Genomic DNA, 17744 nt, shown 5'->3' with positions numbered 1-17744 from the left:
AGAAGCCAGCAGATATCTGATCCATTCGGGCATAGACCCTGCACATGAGCTTGGCTGGCCTCCACCCTTTCGATAGGCCGTACGAAGGACTGCTTGGGGCACAGACCCTGTGAGACATGAGAGGGTAAACCACGAAAGTGTTTGGTGGAGATCCGAGGTGCGTACCAAAATCTAGAAGGCGGTGCTACACCGTCTGGTTTGGTACACCCTCAAACGGGTCCGCCCACTCACATCACACATTTTGCGGTCTGGGTACGCAAGGAGTCAAATGCGAAATCGTGCGATTGAGTGAGAAAAACGAAGAAAAACCTACTTTCCCTGAGAGAGGGTCTGTAAGAAACTACGTCTTGAGTCTATCGACAAATCTCGTTACACTATCGACAATTCCACTAAATCTATGTCTATTAAGCGTCCGAATCGCTAGGCTGCGAGCGGGGGGATGTACTTTTTCAGGGTGAATCGCGGGCTTTTGTGTAGGGTCTATCCTTCTTTCCCGAACCCGTCAACGAACCCCGCAGGACGAGAGAAGGAGTCGATAGCGTGAAACACCGCAAGCGTCACCGAAGACAGCCACAGCACTTGCGTCGTTCCGTGCGACGTTCCAACCAACTCTACCGCCGTCTTGCCGGAACCGCAGTCGGCGGCGCACTGACCGGAGCGGTGGGCATCACCACTGCCCTGGCCGCCACTTCCTATACCGTCAAACCCGGGGACAGTGTCTGGTCCATCGCCCACAGATACGGTCTCACGGTTTCCCAGCTAGCGGCGTACAATCACCTTTCCAATCCAAACCTCATTTATCCAAATCAGGTTCTCTTATTGTCGGGCGATACACCTTCGAGGGCATCCGCGACTGCCACGGCGGCTAAAACCCAAACTGGAGGCAAGACGTACGTGGTGCGCCGGGGAGACACGCTGTGGCTCATTGCGCAGCGCAACCGTGTCACGGTGAGCGACCTCATCCGTTGGAATTCCATCTCCAATCCCAACCTCATCTATCCAGGAATGGTGCTGCACCTCGCGGCCGTGGCTGCGGCATCTGGTTCGCAACCGGCGGCCGAATCAGCCAACGTTTCGGCCCAACCGACGACGCCAGCGCCCGCATCCCGAGGCGGACTGCCGCCGGCGAGTGTAACCCAATCCGTCCGTGGACAGGATATTGTCAACTATACGAAACAGTTTCTTGGCCAGCCGTACCAGTATGGCGGTGAGTCGACGAGCGGTTGGGATTGCTCGGGTCTGGTCCAGGCCGTGTTTGCTCACTTCGGTATCACTCTGCCGAGAGTCGCAGCCGCTCAAGCACAGGTCGGACACGCCATCTCGGTCTCCCAACTGCAGCCAGGTGATTTGGTCTTCTTCAACACCACGGGAGAACCGTATTCCCACGTCGGCATCTGGGCCGGCGGCGGGCAATTTATTTCGGCAACCGTACACGGGGGCGTCTGCTACCAGTCGTTGAATACGTCGTATTGGCAGCCAAAACTCATCAAGTGCACACGCGTCCTCGGCTAATTGAGGGCTTGGGAAGCCATCTTCAAGCAACCTCCGGGTGCCCGCTGGCATCCGGAGGTTTTGTTCTGCTGACGCGCGATTTGGTATAGTGATGCCGTTACGGCAATCTGGAGAGGAGACAGGTTGGCCATGGACGAGCGAAGCCTGCTGCCAGATACGGTGGAGTTCAGCTTTTTGGAGGCTTTGGAGGACGGTCAATACAACGCGGACCTGGAAATGCAACTGGGACAAGCGGTGGCGCAAGGGGAATCCCCGGCCCTGATTCGCATCTGGCGATCCGCCCACCATCCGGGGATTGCGGTGAGTCGCAAGGATGTGGCCGGACCGGGCGGGCAGTCGGCTGCCCAGACGCTGCGCGACCGCGGCTTGGCGGTCATTGTCCGCCAGACCGGGGGTACGGCCGTGCCGCAGGGAGATGGGGTGCTGCACCTGTCGTTCATCCTTCCCCGCCAGCAGGCCGCCGCCACCACTGACGCTTATTACCGTTTGTTATGCGCGCCGCTGGTACGTTGGCTGGAGGAAAACGGGATTTCCGCCACAACCGGCGAACTGCCAGGCAGTTATTGCGACGGATCGTATAACGTCCTGGCAAACGGCCGTAAGCTGGTGGGGACGGCGCAGGCGTGGCGCGGGGGGCTTGCCGGTGTAAGCTCTCGCCATCCCGGATTTGTCCTCGCTCACGCCTGCATCATGATTGACCTCAATTTGATGACCGCCCTGTCTTGGATCAACGAGTTTTACGCCTTGGCCGGGCAGGATTACCGCGTCAACCCAGACACGTCGGTGACCCTGCGCGATGTGCTGCCAGATAGAGACTGGCGTTTGGACGCGGCGGAAAACGCGAAGATCGCGGCCATGGAGCTGGCCGACGTCATCCGCCGTCTTTATCACCTGTGAGGGTTTCGGGGTGGGACGGGCCGTCCGTGTCGCCTCCTCGTGAAGCCAACGGAAGCTGCACCGTCACCGTCGTGCCTTTCCCCTCCGTGCTGTCGACGCGAATGCGGCCCTTGTGCGCGTCGACAATCCATTTGGCCATCGACAGGCCCAGGCCGGCACCCGTGGTTTCTTCGTGTTGACGGGCGGGATCGGCCCGGTAGAAACGGTCGAACACCTTTGGAACATCCGCCTCGGGGATGCCGATACCGGTGTCTTCGACCCGAAACACCGCCCAGTTGCGGCTGGTCTCTACCCGTATCCAGACGCGTCCCCCGGGGCGGTTGTACTTGATGGCGTTGTCGAGTAGAATCACCAGCAGTTGATGTAGACGATCCGGATCGCCCCAAACGAGGATACCCGGTTCCACATCGGCGGACAGGTGCACGTTTTTCGCATCGGCCAACGGGAGAAACAGTTCGATGAGGCGGCGGACCAAGCTGTCCGCCTCCACCCGCTCTTGATGCAGAAGGGCGCGGTCCGCATCCTGACGAGCCAGAGTCAGCAGGTCTTCCACCAGTTTCGCCAGCCTGCGCGCTTCTCCGCGCGCGTTTTGAATCCACTCCAGATTATCCATGACCGACTCATCGCTGTGGCTGAGGACGATGTCCAGATTGGATTGAATAACGGCCAGCGGGGTGCGCAGCTCGTGCGATGCGTCCGCGACAAACTCAGTCTGCCGTTGATAGGCTTGCCGGATGGGGAGCAGCGCCCGTGCCGCCAACCAAAACCCGAGGACGGCCGCTGCGAGCGCGCCCGTGGCGCCCACCCACCAGAGCACGGCGCGAAGCTGAAACAGCACGCTCCACTCGCGGTTGACGTTTTGCGCCAGCAGGACGTAGACCGACACGTGGTCATCGTCGCCGAGGATGGGCTGGTAGTAGATGCGGTACATAGTTTGGTGCGGACCGTGTACATCGGCCACCACCGACTGCGACTGTTTCTGCTGCTGGAGCCAGTGTTGTAAGAACGTTACAAGGTCATATCCGGCATTGGAATTGACCACCGGGCCCTCCTGAATCACAAAGTAGGTATTCGGCGGCAAGGAGGTCAGGTGGCCCGGATTGCCTTCAAACTGGTGAATGGCATAAATCAGCTGGGAGTCGACGTTGTGGAGGACGGCGCGGTGTACTATGGAAAAGATGGCGTACGCGGACAGGGCGTACAGGACCGCAAACAGGGTTACGGTGAGCGCGGTCAGCTGCAGTCGGACTCGATTGAACACCTAAACTCTTCCTTGTCACTCCGGGATTTTGAACACGTATCCAACACCGCGCACCGTCTCGATGTAAGAAGGCTTGCCGGGCTGGTCAATCTTCTTGCGTAAGAAGTGCACATAGTTTTCCACCGCATTGGCGATGACGTCCGCGTCTGGACCCCATACGCGGTCGAGAATCAGGTCTTTCGCCAGCACTTTGCCTTGATTCCGGATGAACAGCTCCAGCAATTGAAACTCCTTGGCCGTCAGGTTGAGCGCCACCCCATCCCGTGTCGCCTCGCGGGTTCCTAGGTCAATCCGAAAGGGACCGGCAGAAATGGCGTCCGTCCCGGCCAACGCTGCAGGACGCCGAGCCAAGGCGCGGATGCGGGCCAAGAGTTCCTCATTGGCGAACGGTTTGACCAAGTAGTCGTCCGCTCCGGCGTCCAAACCGGCGACCCGGTCACTGACGGCGTCGCGCGCGGTCAAGAGGAGAATCGGCACGTCCAGCTTTTCGGCGCGCAGCTGGCGAACGATGTCCAGGCCGCTCATGCCGGGCAGCATGACATCGAGGACCAGAATGTCATAGCTGTTCGTACTGGCTAAATCCAAACCGGTGATTCCGTCATGGGCGACATCCGCTGCGTAGTTGTGCTCTTTGAACAACTGCAACAGGGCAGCCGCCAAGCGTTTCTCATCTTCGACAAGGAGGATGCGCATGTTCTCACCTCCACCAGGGCAGCCGTAGCACAGGCAGATTCCCAGCCGACTCAGGTCTTGCCACCGTCGGCTGCGGGACAAGCGGCTGTCGCCCTTCAGTATACCAAGAGCCGGGAGGGACTGCAGAACGTTTTGCCTGCGTTGGCTCGTTAAAGCGCCACTGCGGATGCTTGCATGGCGACTGCGGACTGGATACAGTCGGTACGGCGAAATGTGTTGATGGTCTCGCTGTGTTTTGTCGAGGAGTGAAGGCGGGAATGGACACAGTCATAGAGCGGGTGAGGATGGCCTATCCGGTAGACCTCTGGTGGCTGGGCGCAGGGTGTTTTCTCAACATTGCCGGCTTGTCTCTGTTGTGGCCGGTCAATGCCCTCTATATCCACACGACTTTGGGGAAACCGATGACGGTGGCGGGCAAGCCGGTCTTGTGCTCGGTCATTTTGTCAGTCTTCATCTGTTTTTATCACGAAAAGTATATAAACCCCCAGAGTTGAGGGTTGCGAACTTGCTATTTTCTAAAATAGAATAAACTTACTGTTGTCGATTCCATTCAGGATAAGGCTCTCATATTTCATCTGGCTCTCGTACTCTTTCTCGTCTTTACACCATTCTTGGCTAACGGTACAATTGCTCTGAATATTATCTTTAGAGAGAGTGGGTTGACGTTGGTTGCGGGACCCAATTATCGGCTGGTGGATTGGCAAGCGACGCCCCACAAGTCGACGGGGATTCAACGCACCGGTTGACCACCTGTAGCGTGGTAGAAAAGCTCACCAGGCGGCCCGGGCGCTGAAGGCATACATTTTTTTGATTTCCTAAGGGGGTTAAGGAATGAAGAAGCTGTCAAAGGCTTCAATGGCGACCGTTGCGACGGCCGCGTCACTGGCTTTGTTGGTGGCGGGTTGCGGCAGCACTGGGGGGAATGGGAGCAGCAACAGCACAAACGCAACTGCGAACAAGACTGGGACGCAGACCGGATCGTCGGATAAGCCGGTCGATGGGGGAACGCTCACGTATGGAACGTTTTCGGACATCGTGACGCTCGACCCGATTTACATTGCAGACACCGCATCGGGCGACGCCTCTCAGTTTATCTTCGCGCCGTTGTATGACCTCGATCCGCAAGGCAACCTGGTGGTCCAGCCCTGGGACCTGGCGGCCGAGCCGCTCAAGGTGAGTAACGACGGCAAAACGTACACCGTCAAGCTCAAGCAAAACGCCAAGTGGAGCGACGGGAAGCCGGTGACGGCGGACGACGTCATCTTTACCCTCAAAACGATTATGAACCCGAAAGCGGGTTCTCCGGGCATCAGCGAGTACGACAAGATACAGAGCATCAAGAAAGTGGACGACTACACGGTGCAGGTGACCTTAAAGCAGGTCTATGCGCCATTCAACTACGCACTCGGTCTGCTTACGCCTGTACCTGAACACGTACTCAAGAACGTCGACCCCAGCAAGCTGCAGAAATACGCATACGGTGCTGACCCCAGCAAGACGGTGACCGACGGACCTTGGGTGTGGAAGACGTGGAAGCAGAAGCAGTACCTGGAGTTCGACCGCAACCCGAACTATTGGGGACCGAAGCCGCACATCGACAAGGTTATCTATAAAATCTACGCCGATGAGAACACAATGACACAGGCGCTCATGAAAGGCGACATCGACGTCGATTCCGCGATTCCGGTGCAGCAGTTGAGTGCCGTCGAGAACAACCAGAATGACAAGGTCATCAATAAACCTGGCCCAATGTACGAATTTCTCGCGTTTAACTTCAAGGCCAGCAACTTCCCAGGCAACTTTGACCCGTTTACGGATGCAAAGACCCGTCAGGCCATTTACTACGCACTGGACCGCCAGGCGATGGTGAAAGATATCCTCAAGGGCACCGGAACGATTATGAACTCTCCGTTTTTACCGAACACCTGGTACGACGTGAATGACCAGGCCACCAACTTTACGTATGACCCGACCAAGGCCAAACAGTTGCTCAAAGAGGCGGGCTGGAAACCGGGGCCGGACGGCATTCTGCAAAAGGATGGACACAAGTTCTCCTTCCAACTCCAGTACAACACCGGCAACACGCGGCGCGAACAGCTTGCGTCCGTCATCCAGCAGGAACTGAAGGCTGTAGGCATTGATTGCCAGCCAAAGGGCATCGACTTCTCGGCCTGGGTGGATCAAAACCTCAACCCCGGTAAGTTCCAGGCAGTGCTGTTGAGTTGGCAGATGAACACACCTGATCCAGATCAGGAATCGATCTATAGCTCCAAATACTTCCCGCCCAACGGGCAAAACATGGGCTGGTATAAAAACACAGAAACCGACAAGTTGTGGGTCGAAGGTTACTCGACGGTCGACCGGGCAAAACGCAAACAGATTTACGGACAAATTGCCAAGGACTTCTCGCAGGACCCGCCGTACGTGTTCCTCTACCAGTACGGGGCCCCAGCCGGATACACCTCGCGGGTGCATTGGAAGGCGCAGGACGCACCCCAGCTCGGACTATCGTACGGCTACTTGTATCACGTACAGACCTGGTGGCTATCGAATCAATAACCAGCCCGATACGACCGGTGACAGGGAAGGGATGGCCTCATCCCTTCCCTGTCTGTAGGAGGATGCATCGATGACGGAATACCTGATTCGCCGGGTCCTGCAGTCGATTGTGGTGTTGTTTTTGGTGACGGTGTTCACGTTTGCCTTGATGCACGCCGCACCGGGTGGACCGACGCACGTACTGCTGGGTCCTGGACTGTCCGCAGAAGCGTTGAAAATCCAGGCACACAACATGGGGCTCGACCAACCCTTGCCTTTACAATATCTGCATTGGTTGAAGGACATGCTGACCGGCAATTTCGGTTACACGTTTAAGAATCACCTTCCAGTGAATTCTATCATTTGGCCGACGGTGGGCAATACGCTCATCCTGATGGGGGCGGCCTGGGTCTTATCGCTCATCATCGCGATTCCGTGGGGGATTTACAACAGCACGAAGGCCTACGGGATTTCGGATAACGTGGCGACGGTGATTGCGTATCTGGGGTTTGCGATTCCGTCGTTCTGGTTTGGCATTCTGCTGCAGGAGTATTTTTCCCTGAAACTGAACTGGTTTCCCTTATCCGATATGTGGTCCATGGGGAAGCAGGGCGACATTGGAAACCTGTTGTGGCACATGGTGCTCCCGGTCACGGTGTTGGCGCTTGGCTTCTTGGCTGGGTATCTCAAATACTCCCGGGCCAGCATGCTGGAGGTGCTGCATCAGGACTTTGTCCGCACCGCCCGCGCGAAGGGCGCGCCGGAGCGGCGAGTCATCTACCGCCATGCTCTGCGTAACGCGTTGATCCCGGTGATTACGGTGCTGGGTCTGGACCTGCCGGTGTTGGTTGGGGGCGCCCTCCTGACCGAAAACGTATTTAACTGGCCGGGGATGGGGCGCGAGTTTGTGGAGATGGCGTTTGCTCGGGAATATTCGGTGCTGATGGCCATCACCGTCATCACTGCGGTGATGGTAGTGCTCGGCAACCTGATTGCAGATATCCTCTACGCGGTGGTCGATCCGCGCGTCCAACTGGGTAAGAAGGGAGGCGTGTCGGCATGAGCCAATTGCCTCCGGTGGACAATCCGGACCTGAGTTTGGCCGCGGAACCGGTAACGACAGCGGCAACGGAAACCATCGCTTCCGGTCCGCAGAGCCTGTGGGGCATCGCGGTACGCAAGTTTTTGCAAAACCCGTTTGCAGTGGGCGGATCGATTGTCCTTCTTATCTTTATCCTAGCCTCCCTTCTGGCTCCCGTACTGACCCCGTACGACCCTGCCAAAGTGGACATGCTGCACACCAGTCTGCCTCCTGGAACGGATGGGCACCTCTTGGGGACGGACGAGATTGGGCGCGACATCTTTACGCGCCTGCTCTATGGGGGGCGGATTTCGCTCGTCGTGGGCTTTTCGGTCGCGTTTTGCACGGTGCTCATCGGCACGGTCATCGGGGCAATATCCGGCTACTTTGGCGGATGGGTCGATGTCATTCTGATGCGCTTTGTCGACGTGATGAACTCCATTCCGCTCTTGTTCCTAAACATTCTTATCATGGCGCTTTTCGGGACTGGGTTTAAACTGCTCATCCTTGTCCTCAGCGTGACGAGTTGGATGGGCGTGGCGCGTCTGGTACGAGGGACCTTCCTGCAGCTGCGGGAGATGCAGTACGTGGAGGCCGCGCGTGCCATTGGCGTCAGCCACTGGACCATCATTGCACGGCACCTCATCCGCAATGCGACGGCACCTATCATCGTCAATGCGACCCTGATGGTCGGTGGGGCCATTCTCAGTGAATCGGGTCTCTCGTATCTCGGGCTTGGCATTCAGCCGCCGCAGACCAGCTGGGGCTTGATGCTGAGCAACGCGCAGGACTACATGCTGACCAACCCGATTGAGGCGCTGTATCCTGGCCTGTGCATCCTGTTGGTGGTGTTGTCCGTGAGCTTCATCGGCGACGGGATTCGCGACGCTCTGGACCCCCGTTATCGCGTAAAGATCTCGAAAAGGAGGCTGGAAGAATGGCGCAGCCGCTTCTCGAAATCAGGAACTTAAGCACGGGATTTATTACCGAAGGCGGCATCGTCAAGGCGGTCGACGGGGTGTCGCTGACCATCCAACCGGGACAGACACTGTGCGTCGTCGGCGAGTCCGGGAGCGGGAAAAGCGTCACTTCGTTGTCGGTCATGCGCCTTACCGAATACGACGGGGGCCTTGTCCTAGATGGTGAAATCCATTTTCAGGGTGAAAACCTGCTGACGAAGACCCAGGACCAGATGCGTCGCATTCGTGGTAAAAAGATTGCGATGATTTTCCAGGAGCCGATGAATGCCCTCAACCCGGTGTTCACAGTTGGTGACCAAATCGCCGAAGTGGTGCGACTGCACGAACGGGTGAGCAAAGACGAGGCCTGGGCGCGGGCGGTCGAGATGCTGCGGCAGGTGGGCATTCCCGAGCCGGAGCTTAGGGCGCGCCAGTATCCGCACGAGTTGTCGGGCGGGATGTGCCAGCGGGTCGTGATTGCGATGGCGCTGGTCTGCCGCCCCGAGCTGGTGATTGCCGATGAGCCGACCACCGCCCTCGACGTGACCGTGCAGGCGCAGATTCTGGACCTGCTGCGGCAGTTGCAACAGGAGTTTGGGACTGCGGTGATGCTCATAACCCACGACATGGGTGTGGCGGCGGAAATGGCCGACAGAATCGCGGTGATGTACGCGGGTATTATCGTCGAAGAAGGCACGGTGGAACAGATTTTCGAGCGTCCCCACCATCCGTACACCATCGGTCTGCTTCAGTCGATCCCCGGTTTTGAAGGGGAACGAGGGACGGAGTTGTACACGATACGCGGCAGCATTCCGAACCTCGCTCGACTGCCCAAAGGCTGCCGCTTTCATCCACGCTGTCCGTTTGCCACGAAGCGGTGTCAAAGCGAGGCACCGCCGCTGCAGGAACTGGCGGAAGGGCGTAAGGTGGCCTGTTGGTACGCGGAACAAGTCGCAAGCGGTCAGCCCGTCGGGGTGGCTGCGGGGAGCGTCGCGGAACCGGCTGCGCAAGCCGGGGCATCGGCGGACAATCGTGATGCATCTGCCGGGGAGGGGAATCGATCATGACGGAGCAGGCCCAGAAGGTCGAGCGCGTTGATCATCAGCGGACGACATCCTTTGAAACGGCCACCCCATATCTGGTCGAGGCCCGAAACGTGAAGAAGTACTTTCCGATTCAGAAGGGTTTATTCAACCGGGTGGTCGGCAACGTACGCGCGGTCGACGATGTCTCGTTTGGCATTCGCTCGGGTGAGACGTTTGGTTTGGTCGGGGAATCCGGGTGCGGCAAGTCGACGCTGGCACGCGTCATTCTCCGGCTCCAGGGAGCCAGCGGCGGCGAGGTATTGTACGAGGGCAGGGATATCCTAAAGATTCCTGGTGCCGAGGTGCGCCGCTTGCGGCGTGAAATGCAGATCATCTTTCAAGACCCGTACGGATCGCTCAATCCACGGTTTTTGGTGCGAGACATCATTGCGGAACCGCTGCGCGTGCACGAGCGCCTGAGCGCCAAGGAGCGAGACGAGCGGGTGGTCGAGTTGATGCGCTTGGTCGGGCTCGATCCGTCCCGCCGCAACCGGTACCCGCACGAGTTTTCGGGCGGCCAACGGCAGCGCATCGGGATTGCCCGGGCCATCGCTGCGGGTCCCAAGTTTGTCGTGGCGGACGAGGCCGTATCGGCCCTCGATGTGTCGGTCCAATCGCAGGTCTTGAACCTGCTCATGAAGCTGCAGCGGGAGTTGGGTTTAACCTATTTGTTCATCGCCCACGGCCTGAACGTGGTTCGGCACATCTCTGACCGCGTCGGGGTGATGTATTTAGGCAAGATGGTGGAGGTGGCGGAGACGGACGAGTTGTTTCGCCAGCCGTTGCACCCGTACACGGCCGCGCTGATGTCGGCGATTCCGCGGCCACAGGTGCGACGCAAGCGCGAGCGCATTATCCTGACGGGGGATGTCCCGTCGCCGGCCAATCCACCGAGCGGCTGTCGGTTTCACACGCGCTGCCCGTTCGCCCAGCCGCGGTGCCGGGAAGAGGAGCCCGCGCTGCAGGAACTGGCGCCGGGGCGGTTGGTGGCGTGTCACTTCCCCTTGGCGTAACGGTGAGACAACCCGGCGGCAGGTATGTCGGTTCTGGGTTACACACCGTAAGGCAGGAATCCGCTGTTTCTGTGAGAAGGAACCGTTCAATAGCCGGACGAGATGGAACCGGGCACGAGGCAGATTGGCCTGCCTGGGTCTCGTCCGGCTTTCCCCATGTTGTGGCGCAGCCATGGGCTTTGCATTCAACCCGTTCCAGCGATAGAATTCAGGACATGTAACTGGGAGGATGGTTGAGGAGGATGCGGGGCATGAGCAACCGGACACGGGGTTCTATCACGGCGGTGGGGGTGGCGGCTGCCTTCGTCGCCCTACTGACGGCAGGGTGTGCCCATTTCGCCGATTCCAACGCACAGACGCCGCCGGCGTCGAGCAAGCCAGTTTCCGGCGGAACACTGACGTACGGATCGATCTCGGACATTACGACGCTAAATCCGCTCTACATGACCGATACTGCGTCCCAGGACGCCGCTACATTCATATTCGCGCCGTTATATGATTTCAACCGTTCCGGGGAGCGCGTGGTAGAGCCCTGGGACCTGGCTGCGGCCCCGTTGACCATCAGCGACGATGGCAAGACTTACACCGTGAAGTTGAAGCCGGACGCCAAGTGGAGTGACGGGCGGCCTTTGACCGCGGAAGATGTCATTTTCACCATCAAGGAAATTCTCAACCCGGATGTGGGATCCCCCTTGTACACGGAGTTCGACAAAGTACAAAGCTTAAAGGCGGTGGATAAGCACACGGTTCGCATCACGTTGAAACAGGTGTACGCACCGTTTGCGGATTATTTGGCGACCCTGACACCCCTGCCCGAACACGTGTTACAAGACGTTTCCGCCGTCGACTTGCGTTCGTACGCCTACGGGACAAATCCGGACAAGACGGTGACCGACGGTCCGTGGGTCTGGAAAACGTGGAAGCCGAAGCAATACGTGGAGTTCGAGCGGAATCCCAACTACTGGGGGCCGCGTCCGCATATCCAGAAAATCGTCGATAAGGTCTACAGCAACGAGAACGCCTTGACGCAGGCATTCATGCAAGGGGACGTGGACATTGACGCAGCCATCCCGTTTGACCAGTTGCCGACGGTGAAGAAGCAGGCGAATTTGCGTGTGTTTACGAAGCCGGGTCCACACTACGAATTTCTCGCGTTCAACTTCGACGCGCACAATTTCCCAGGTGATTTTGATCCCTTCAGTGACCCACGTACACGGCAGGCGATTTACTATGCGCTAAACCGCAAGGCGATGGTACAAGGCCTCCTGAACGGTGCCGGGACAGTGATTAACTCCCCGTTTCTCCCGAACACCTGGTATGATGTCGATGACCAGGCGACGCAGTTTCACTACAACCGGGCCAAGGCAAAACAACTCCTAAAGGCGGCCGGGTGGGAAAAGGGGAAGGACGGAATCCTTGTCAAGGACGGACATCGTTTTACCTTCACCCTTCAGTACGACGCAGGGAACACCCGACGGGCCGCGGAGGCTGTCATCATCCAGCATGAGCTCAAGGCGGTTGGCATTCAGGTGAAGACGCAGGCGGTCGATTTCTCCAACTGGGTCGACCAGGATCTCAATGCTGGCAAGTTTCAGGCGGCGCTTTTAGCTTGGACGCTGAACACGCCTGATCCGGATCAAGCTTCGATTTTTAGCTCGATGTACTTTCCGCCCAACGGGGACAACATGGGCTGGTACAAGAATCCACAGACAGATGCCTTATGGGAGGCAGGGAATGACACCGTCGATGCGCAGCAGCGCAAACAAATCTATGCGCAAATTGCGCGCGACTTTTCGCAAGACCCGCCGTATGTGTTCCTATTTCAATACGGAGCGCCAGCCGGGTATTCCGCGCAGGTTCATTGGCAGAGCGGGGACGCGCCAGAGCCCGGTCTGGCTGAAGGTTACTTTTATCATATCGAAAACTGGTGGGTGAGCAACGGATAAGTTGGCGTTGACAGGGTCCGCACGCTTGGTTAACGTTAAATTCAAAAGAGACAGTATGCTTAGGGGGCCTGTCTCCGAAATGTCCGTCTCCACGACTACGCGTGCACAGGTTCGACGCAATCGGTTATGGCTTTTGTTGGGTGGGGCTATCGTCGTTCTGTTCGCCGTCTCGTTTGCGGTGATGACCAGACAGGCCCTGCACCTGCGGGCACAAAACTCGTCGGAATTTCGCGATTATGTGCTCACCCATCACCTGGGACAGGCGGATATTGCGAGCGATGCCACCGGTTTCCAGACCAACTTTTGCGTGCTGCACCTTCATGCCCCGCCACATCCCGACGAGCTGCGCGGCGATCTCGTTCGTTGGATGCGCGCCTACGCCGAACTGGACGGCGGCACCCATCTAACCGTCGTCTATCAAGACCCGCGGACTGGCCGCACCGTCACCGAGGGGGACGCTGTCTATCAGCCGCAGACGGATCGTCTCTTTGTGACCATCCACCAGGGTCCGCAGGCGGGCAGTTATCGACAGCGGGTCGACTGGTCCATCCCGGCCGATTGAGGCCCTGCCTGAACCCTTTGCGGAGCTTGGGAACCTGATGCGAATCGGTGCCAAGGGATGACGTTTTCTAAGATCACGGCCATCAAGACACCGACCAGCATGCCATTGGACAGGACGGCCCGCAGCACCTGTGGCAGACTGGAAAAGGCGGCGGCCGGCAGGGCCTGAATCGCCAGTCCCAGCAGCACCGGGGCTGCAATGCGGTAAATGGACTTGAAATGGAACGTGATGCCTTCCAGGTTTTGCAGGGCAGAGCCAAAGAGTTGCAGATAGGCCACCATCAAGACGGCGTCCCCGATAGGGACGGGCAGGCGTGAAAAGAAACCTGCTACGGGCGGCAGCAAACCCATGACCACGAACAGTGCGGCGCCAAGTAAAAACGGCGCCTTGGTCACCAGGCGGGTGGTGCGCAGAAAACCGATGGTGGAGGTGTAGGGGGCGTACGCGACCTGTGCCAGTGGCCCGGACAAAGCCGTGAACAGACCCGAAACCAACAAGGAGCGCCGGTACCCCGCATCTGTGACCGTGATGGCGAGCGTCGGTTCTGCCGCGCGCAGGGTGGCAATGGTGTTGGTCGTGTTGATGAGGGCCGTCACGATGGCGGTCAACAGAATGCCGACGTCGAGGGAATTCCAAGACGGGTCTCCCCAAACAAACCAGTCCGCCATGTGCCGGAACGGCGGCGTGGCCGCCGCGGGCGATCCGAAGAAAATCACATAGCCTACCCAACCGATACTGAGGCCGATGAGAATCGAGAAGTTGCTGAGCAGCCCCTTGCCCGCAATCGTCAGGACGGCGACCAACAGAGATACGAGTAGCGCCCAACTGGCGACGCCGGGCTGAATCTTTCCACTCTCCGTCACCCCAACCATGCCTTTAAAAAAGATATCCACCAGCTGGGAACCCAGAAGGATGAGCAACACCGCCATTGTCACCGGGGTAAACCAGCGGTTGAGCAAGCGGTGCAGCCCCAACACGGCGCACACAGCGAGCGCCACACCGCCGAGCAACATGCCAATTTCAAGGCTGCTACCAACCGTTTTCAGGGCGCCCGGCCCGTGAGCGAGGGAACAAAGGGTTAACACCACCCCCCACCAGAGGCCGGATTGGCCTTCCATCAGGGGCAAGCGATGACCGAATGCCGCTTGCACAAGGCAGGCGGCCCCAGTGAGGATGAACGACCGAGCCATGGCCCCGCTGATTTGTTCGGGTGTCAGTTGAAACGCGTGCCCCACGGACAGTGGGATGACCACGGTATTGGCAAACATGAATCCCAGCCACTGTAAAGCTGCAAAGAAGGTGACGAAGCGAGCAGGAGTAAACATGTGGTTCCCTCCATCCGGGCGGGGGCGGTGAAATCGAGATGCAATTCAGCGCTGGAATCCAGCGTTGAGATGATGGTATATCCACTAGAGAACGCTGGACATTCGTACCTATCGATTGTAAGCGTATCCATAGAGGCTTGCAACCGTCCAACGATTCGTGGTAGGGACGGTAATTTGTGGACGGTAACATGATAATATGGATGAGAAGCGACGTTTGTGGGGAGAGATCTGTTCCATGGTTGCGTATGAGGTTGTGTTCTTTGATTTGGACCACACATTAGTCGACACGCGCCGGCAATATGACCTTGGCCTCCACGAGGCCTTAGAGGCGTTGTATGGCGAGGCGCTGCCGACAGGATTTCAAGCGCGTTTCATGCACCATCATGAACAGTTGTGGGTCGAATACGACGCCCGGGAGATTACGATGGATGACCTACGGCGGGAGCGGTTTCTCCGTGCCTGGCGAGATTTTGGCGTGGAGCGAACGGAGGCAGAGGCTGCGGCGTTTCAGCGCCGCTATGACGAGACGCTTGAGCGGACTCTGTTCGTCTTTCCCGGGACGCACGAGATGTTGCAAAAGTTACAGTCGTGTGCACGGCTGGGGATCATTACGAACGGATCGCCCGATATGCAGTGGCGTAAACTGGTGATTTGCGGTTTGGACGCCTATTTTCAACCGGAAACGTTGATTATCTCCGCCGATATTGGGGCGGCCAAGCCCCATCCGAGCGTATACCAAGCCGCCTGTGAACGGCTTTGCACACAGCCGAACAAGGCGGTCATGATTGGCGATAACTATCGAGCGGATGTAGATGGCGCGCGCCGATGCGGGCTTGAGGCGCTGTGGTATGCCCTGACCCGCAGATTTACGATGCGCAGGCAGGCGAGGCGAGGCAGGACGAGTCCCCGCTCACACGGGCGGAGGAAGTTATAGAGGCATTGGCAAGGCTGGGAATCGGGTAGATTGCGGGGGCTCGCATGTTTTGCTCTGCCAGTGGAATCTTATGCAGGGTTGAGGTTCCACATTGGGGGGAAGCGTGTCGTGCATGCGAGCATCTGGTCGACCGTCCCGTTTCTGGTGGTCATCCCGATTGCGCTCTGGACCCGGCAGGTATTACCTGGGTTAATGCTGGGACTGCTGGTCGGCGCCTACATGCTGCATCCAACGCTGCTCGGTGGGATTCAAGCGTCCCTGACATACATCTTGAAGGAAATTGGTGTGTCAGACAACCTGCGGTTGTTGGTGTTTCTCTACGGGTTTGGCGCGTTTGTCGGACTGGTCCGAGTGACGGGAGGCGTGTCCGGATTCGCGGAGTGGATGAGCCAGCGGGTGAAATCGGAGCGTGGTGCGTTCGCGGTGACCTGGTTGTCCTCCCTGGTCACGTTCATGGCGCCCGATTTCCGCATCATCACGGTGGCACCGGTGATGGAACGCGTCTTCTCCCGCCTGAAGGTGGCCACGGAAAAAGTGGCGTTTGTCATTGACGCGACCTCGACCCCCGTCTGTGCGGTCATTCCTATCGGTACGGCGTTTGTCGGCTATATGGTCGGGTTGATTGCGACCGCTGGCCGGCACCAGGCGATTCCCGGCTCCCCTTATCGATTGTATCTGCTCAGCATACCTCTAAACTTTTTCGCCATCGCCATGATTCTGTTTGCGCTGTACCGGACCTTTTTCGGCCGCGAGGCACATCCTGAGGCACGCGCGGTTCCTCAGTTCACGGAAGAAGGTCACCAGGCGACGGACCGCGCGGATGAAGCGCGTGACGCCAACGGTCAGCGGAATGGTCGGGCTCCGCGCCGTCACGCGGTTACGAACCGCTTGCGGCTGCGGGTGGCGCCGCAGGTTGCGTATCTGGAAACGGCTGGTGAATTGGCTCCGCCGATACCGGGTTTGCGACGAGCGCGCCGGCGTGGGGAGGTGCGCGGACCGGGGCGAGTTGCCATATCGGCGCGCCAACTTGAGGCCGTCCGTCAGGAGACCGGCAAGGCACGTGTGGACAAAGCTCCTCAGGCTTCAGAAAAAGGGAAGCGAAAACACGAAACCTACCCGGACGTCATTGAATTGGTTGCCGAGCGGGTGCGTCCGGATACAGGGAACCTTGTCTTGCCGTTAGGGTTGTTGTTGGTCCTGACACTGTTTCTCACCTGGTGGGACGGGCATTCCAAGGCGCCCGGCTTATTCGCCGCGCTGGTGCAGGCCAACGCGGCTAAGGCGATGTTGGAGGCGCTGTTGTGCACCCTGCTCGTCAGTGTGGTCTGGTACGCCTTGCGCCGCCAACCGCTGGAACGCGTCTTGTTTGGCGTTCTGCAGGGTGGCAACGAAATGATGGGGGTCAACGTCTTATTGATTCTGGTATGGGCGGTGTCGGCGGTTTCCACGGATTTGGGGTTTGATACCTACGTCGAGCGCACGCTGGGGCACCTCATTCCCACCAGTCTGATTGCGCCCGCATTGTTTGTCTTTGGCTGCGCCATTTCGTATGTGGTCGGCTCATCCTTTGGGACTTGGGGAATTTTGCTGCCGCTGGGGTTCAGCCTGGCCGCGACCACGCACACCGCCCTGCCGCTCATTGCGGGCGCGGTATTTGCCAGTGGCACGTTTGGCGGCTTTGCGTCGCCCCTGAGCGATAACACGGTCGCCATGGCCACCGTGATGCGGCTGCCGGTGATGGAGTACGCGCGCATGAAGCTACGTGCGTCGCTTTGGGTGGCGGCAGCTTGCACACTGGCGTATGCCGCGGCCGGATTTGTCTTTCGTTGACCCAATATGTGAAGATGCGGCACCGGCCAGGTATTGCCGTTCGATGCTCGTAGCCAAGAAAACGGTTTAACTTGTCATCCCAACGTGGGATTGATAGAGTGAGATTGG

At 58.4% G+C, this 17744-nt stretch carries 15 protein-coding genes and 1 riboswitch; of the genes, 12 read left to right on the top strand and 3 right to left on the bottom strand.

The features are described from left to right. The first annotated feature begins 400 nt into the window (after positions 1–400). Positions 401–536, top strand: a riboswitch (cyclic di-AMP (ydaO/yuaA leader). A gap of 4 nt (positions 537–540) precedes the next feature. Together H522_RS19680 and H522_RS19675 are read left to right on the top strand one after the other, a co-directional pair. Then, a complete protein-coding gene (locus H522_RS19680) occupies positions 541–1512 on the top strand; it encodes a C40 family peptidase (protein ID WP_051344322.1) in 972 nt (323 codons plus the stop codon). Positions 1513–1641: 129 nt separating this feature from the next. Beyond that, positions 1642–2409, top strand: coding sequence for a lipoate--protein ligase family protein (locus H522_RS19675; protein ID WP_051344321.1), 768 nt, complete (start codon positions 1642–1644; stop codon positions 2407–2409). Here the strand turns inward: H522_RS19675 and H522_RS19670 are convergent. Together H522_RS19670 and H522_RS0114510 are read right to left on the bottom strand one after the other, a co-directional pair. After that, on the bottom strand, positions 2384–3670 hold the full coding sequence (locus tag H522_RS19670; RefSeq protein ID WP_051344320.1) for a sensor histidine kinase: 1287 nt from the start codon (positions 3668–3670) through the stop codon (positions 2384–2386). The two genes, H522_RS19675 and H522_RS19670, sit on opposite strands and share 26 nt — an antisense overlap. Positions 3671–3685: 15 nt before the next feature. Beyond that, the gene (locus H522_RS0114510; protein WP_026962895.1) at positions 3686–4363 is read right to left on the bottom strand and encodes a response regulator transcription factor; all 678 of its coding nucleotides are present in this window, start codon (positions 4361–4363) and stop codon (positions 3686–3688) included. Positions 4364–4620: 257 nt separating this feature from the next. Between H522_RS0114510 and H522_RS0114505 the strand changes: the two genes are divergently transcribed. From H522_RS0114505 to H522_RS0114465, 8 genes are all read left to right on the top strand, one after another. Further along, positions 4621–4857: a hypothetical protein gene (locus H522_RS0114505; RefSeq protein WP_026962894.1), complete on the top strand. Its 237-nt coding sequence runs from the start codon at positions 4621–4623 to the stop codon at positions 4855–4857. Positions 4858–5194: 337 nt separating this feature from the next. Then, positions 5195–6922 carry a peptide-binding protein gene (locus tag H522_RS0114495; RefSeq protein ID WP_026962892.1) on the top strand — a complete coding sequence of 576 codons (1728 nt, stop codon included), beginning with the start codon at positions 5195–5197 and terminating at the stop codon, positions 6920–6922. A 70-nt stretch (positions 6923–6992) separates the two neighbouring features. Then, complete coding sequence (locus tag H522_RS0114490; protein ID WP_026962891.1) at positions 6993–7964, top strand: ABC transporter permease; 972 nt, start codon at positions 6993–6995, stop codon at positions 7962–7964. Then, the gene (locus H522_RS0114485) at positions 7961–8953 is read left to right on the top strand and encodes an ABC transporter permease (RefSeq protein ID WP_026962890.1); all 993 of its coding nucleotides are present in this window, start codon (positions 7961–7963) and stop codon (positions 8951–8953) included. The genes H522_RS0114490 and H522_RS0114485 overlap by 4 nt, the downstream gene beginning before the upstream one ends. Further along, positions 8920–10008, top strand: a complete 1089-nt coding sequence (locus tag H522_RS19665; protein WP_051344319.1) for an ABC transporter ATP-binding protein — start codon at positions 8920–8922, stop codon at positions 10006–10008. Before H522_RS0114485 ends, H522_RS19665 begins: the two co-directional genes overlap by 34 nt. Beyond that, a complete protein-coding gene (locus H522_RS0114475) occupies positions 10005–11039 on the top strand; it encodes an ABC transporter ATP-binding protein (protein WP_081412174.1) in 1035 nt (344 codons plus the stop codon). The genes H522_RS19665 and H522_RS0114475 overlap by 4 nt, the downstream gene beginning before the upstream one ends. Positions 11040–11290: 251 nt before the next feature. Further along, the gene (locus H522_RS0114470; RefSeq protein ID WP_026962888.1) at positions 11291–12985 is read left to right on the top strand and encodes an ABC transporter substrate-binding protein; all 1695 of its coding nucleotides are present in this window, start codon (positions 11291–11293) and stop codon (positions 12983–12985) included. 79 nt (positions 12986–13064) lie between these two features. Continuing rightward, positions 13065–13547, top strand: a complete 483-nt coding sequence (locus H522_RS0114465; protein ID WP_026962887.1) for a hypothetical protein — start codon at positions 13065–13067, stop codon at positions 13545–13547. On the opposite strand, the gene H522_RS19660 is transcribed toward H522_RS0114465, so the two are convergent. Continuing rightward, a complete protein-coding gene (locus tag H522_RS19660; protein ID WP_051344318.1) occupies positions 13508–14872 on the bottom strand; it encodes a uracil/xanthine transporter in 1365 nt (454 codons plus the stop codon). The two genes, H522_RS0114465 and H522_RS19660, sit on opposite strands and share 40 nt — an antisense overlap. 235 nt (positions 14873–15107) lie before the next feature. Here H522_RS19660 and H522_RS20715 point away from each other — a divergent pair, with 235 nt between their 5' ends. Continuing rightward, positions 15108–15806 carry an HAD family hydrolase gene (locus tag H522_RS20715; RefSeq protein ID WP_026962886.1) on the top strand — a complete coding sequence of 233 codons (699 nt, stop codon included), beginning with the start codon at positions 15108–15110 and terminating at the stop codon, positions 15804–15806. A gap of 108 nt (positions 15807–15914) precedes the next feature. Beyond that, positions 15915–17636, top strand: coding sequence for a Na+/H+ antiporter NhaC family protein (locus tag H522_RS21960; RefSeq protein ID WP_026962885.1), 1722 nt, complete (start codon positions 15915–15917; stop codon positions 17634–17636). Positions 17637–17744 lie beyond the last annotated feature (108 nt).

The organism is Alicyclobacillus herbarius DSM 13609, from assembly GCF_000430585.1.
GTDB classification, from domain to species: Bacteria; Bacillota; Bacilli; order Alicyclobacillales; family Alicyclobacillaceae; genus Alicyclobacillus_G; species Alicyclobacillus_G herbarius.
Note: the sequence above shows the minus strand (reverse complement) of the source record. Positions and strands in the feature narration are given on the sequence as shown.

Coding starts and splice junctions, on each gene's coding strand:
- H522_RS0114505 (WP_026962894.1), top strand. CDS start 4,621: ATGGACACAGTCATAGAGCGGGTGAGGATGGCCTATCCGGTAGACCTC.
- H522_RS0114490 (WP_026962891.1), top strand. CDS start 6,993: ATGACGGAATACCTGATTCGCCGGGTCCTGCAGTCGATTGTGGTGTTG.
- H522_RS0114485 (WP_026962890.1), top strand. CDS start 7,961: ATGAGCCAATTGCCTCCGGTGGACAATCCGGACCTGAGTTTGGCCGCG.
- H522_RS0114510 (WP_026962895.1), bottom strand. CDS start 4,363: ATGCGCATCCTCCTTGTCGAAGATGAGAAACGCTTGGCGGCTGCCCTG.
- H522_RS0114465 (WP_026962887.1), top strand. CDS start 13,065: ATGTCCGTCTCCACGACTACGCGTGCACAGGTTCGACGCAATCGGTTA.
- H522_RS0114475 (WP_081412174.1), top strand. CDS start 10,005: ATGACGGAGCAGGCCCAGAAGGTCGAGCGCGTTGATCATCAGCGGACG.
- H522_RS19660 (WP_051344318.1), bottom strand. CDS start 14,872: ATGTTTACTCCTGCTCGCTTCGTCACCTTCTTTGCAGCTTTACAGTGG.
- H522_RS19665 (WP_051344319.1), top strand. CDS start 8,920: ATGGCGCAGCCGCTTCTCGAAATCAGGAACTTAAGCACGGGATTTATT.
- H522_RS0114495 (WP_026962892.1), top strand. CDS start 5,195: ATGAAGAAGCTGTCAAAGGCTTCAATGGCGACCGTTGCGACGGCCGCG.
- H522_RS20715 (WP_026962886.1), top strand. CDS start 15,108: ATGGTTGCGTATGAGGTTGTGTTCTTTGATTTGGACCACACATTAGTC.
- H522_RS0114470 (WP_026962888.1), top strand. CDS start 11,291: ATGAGCAACCGGACACGGGGTTCTATCACGGCGGTGGGGGTGGCGGCT.
- H522_RS19675 (WP_051344321.1), top strand. CDS start 1,642: ATGGACGAGCGAAGCCTGCTGCCAGATACGGTGGAGTTCAGCTTTTTG.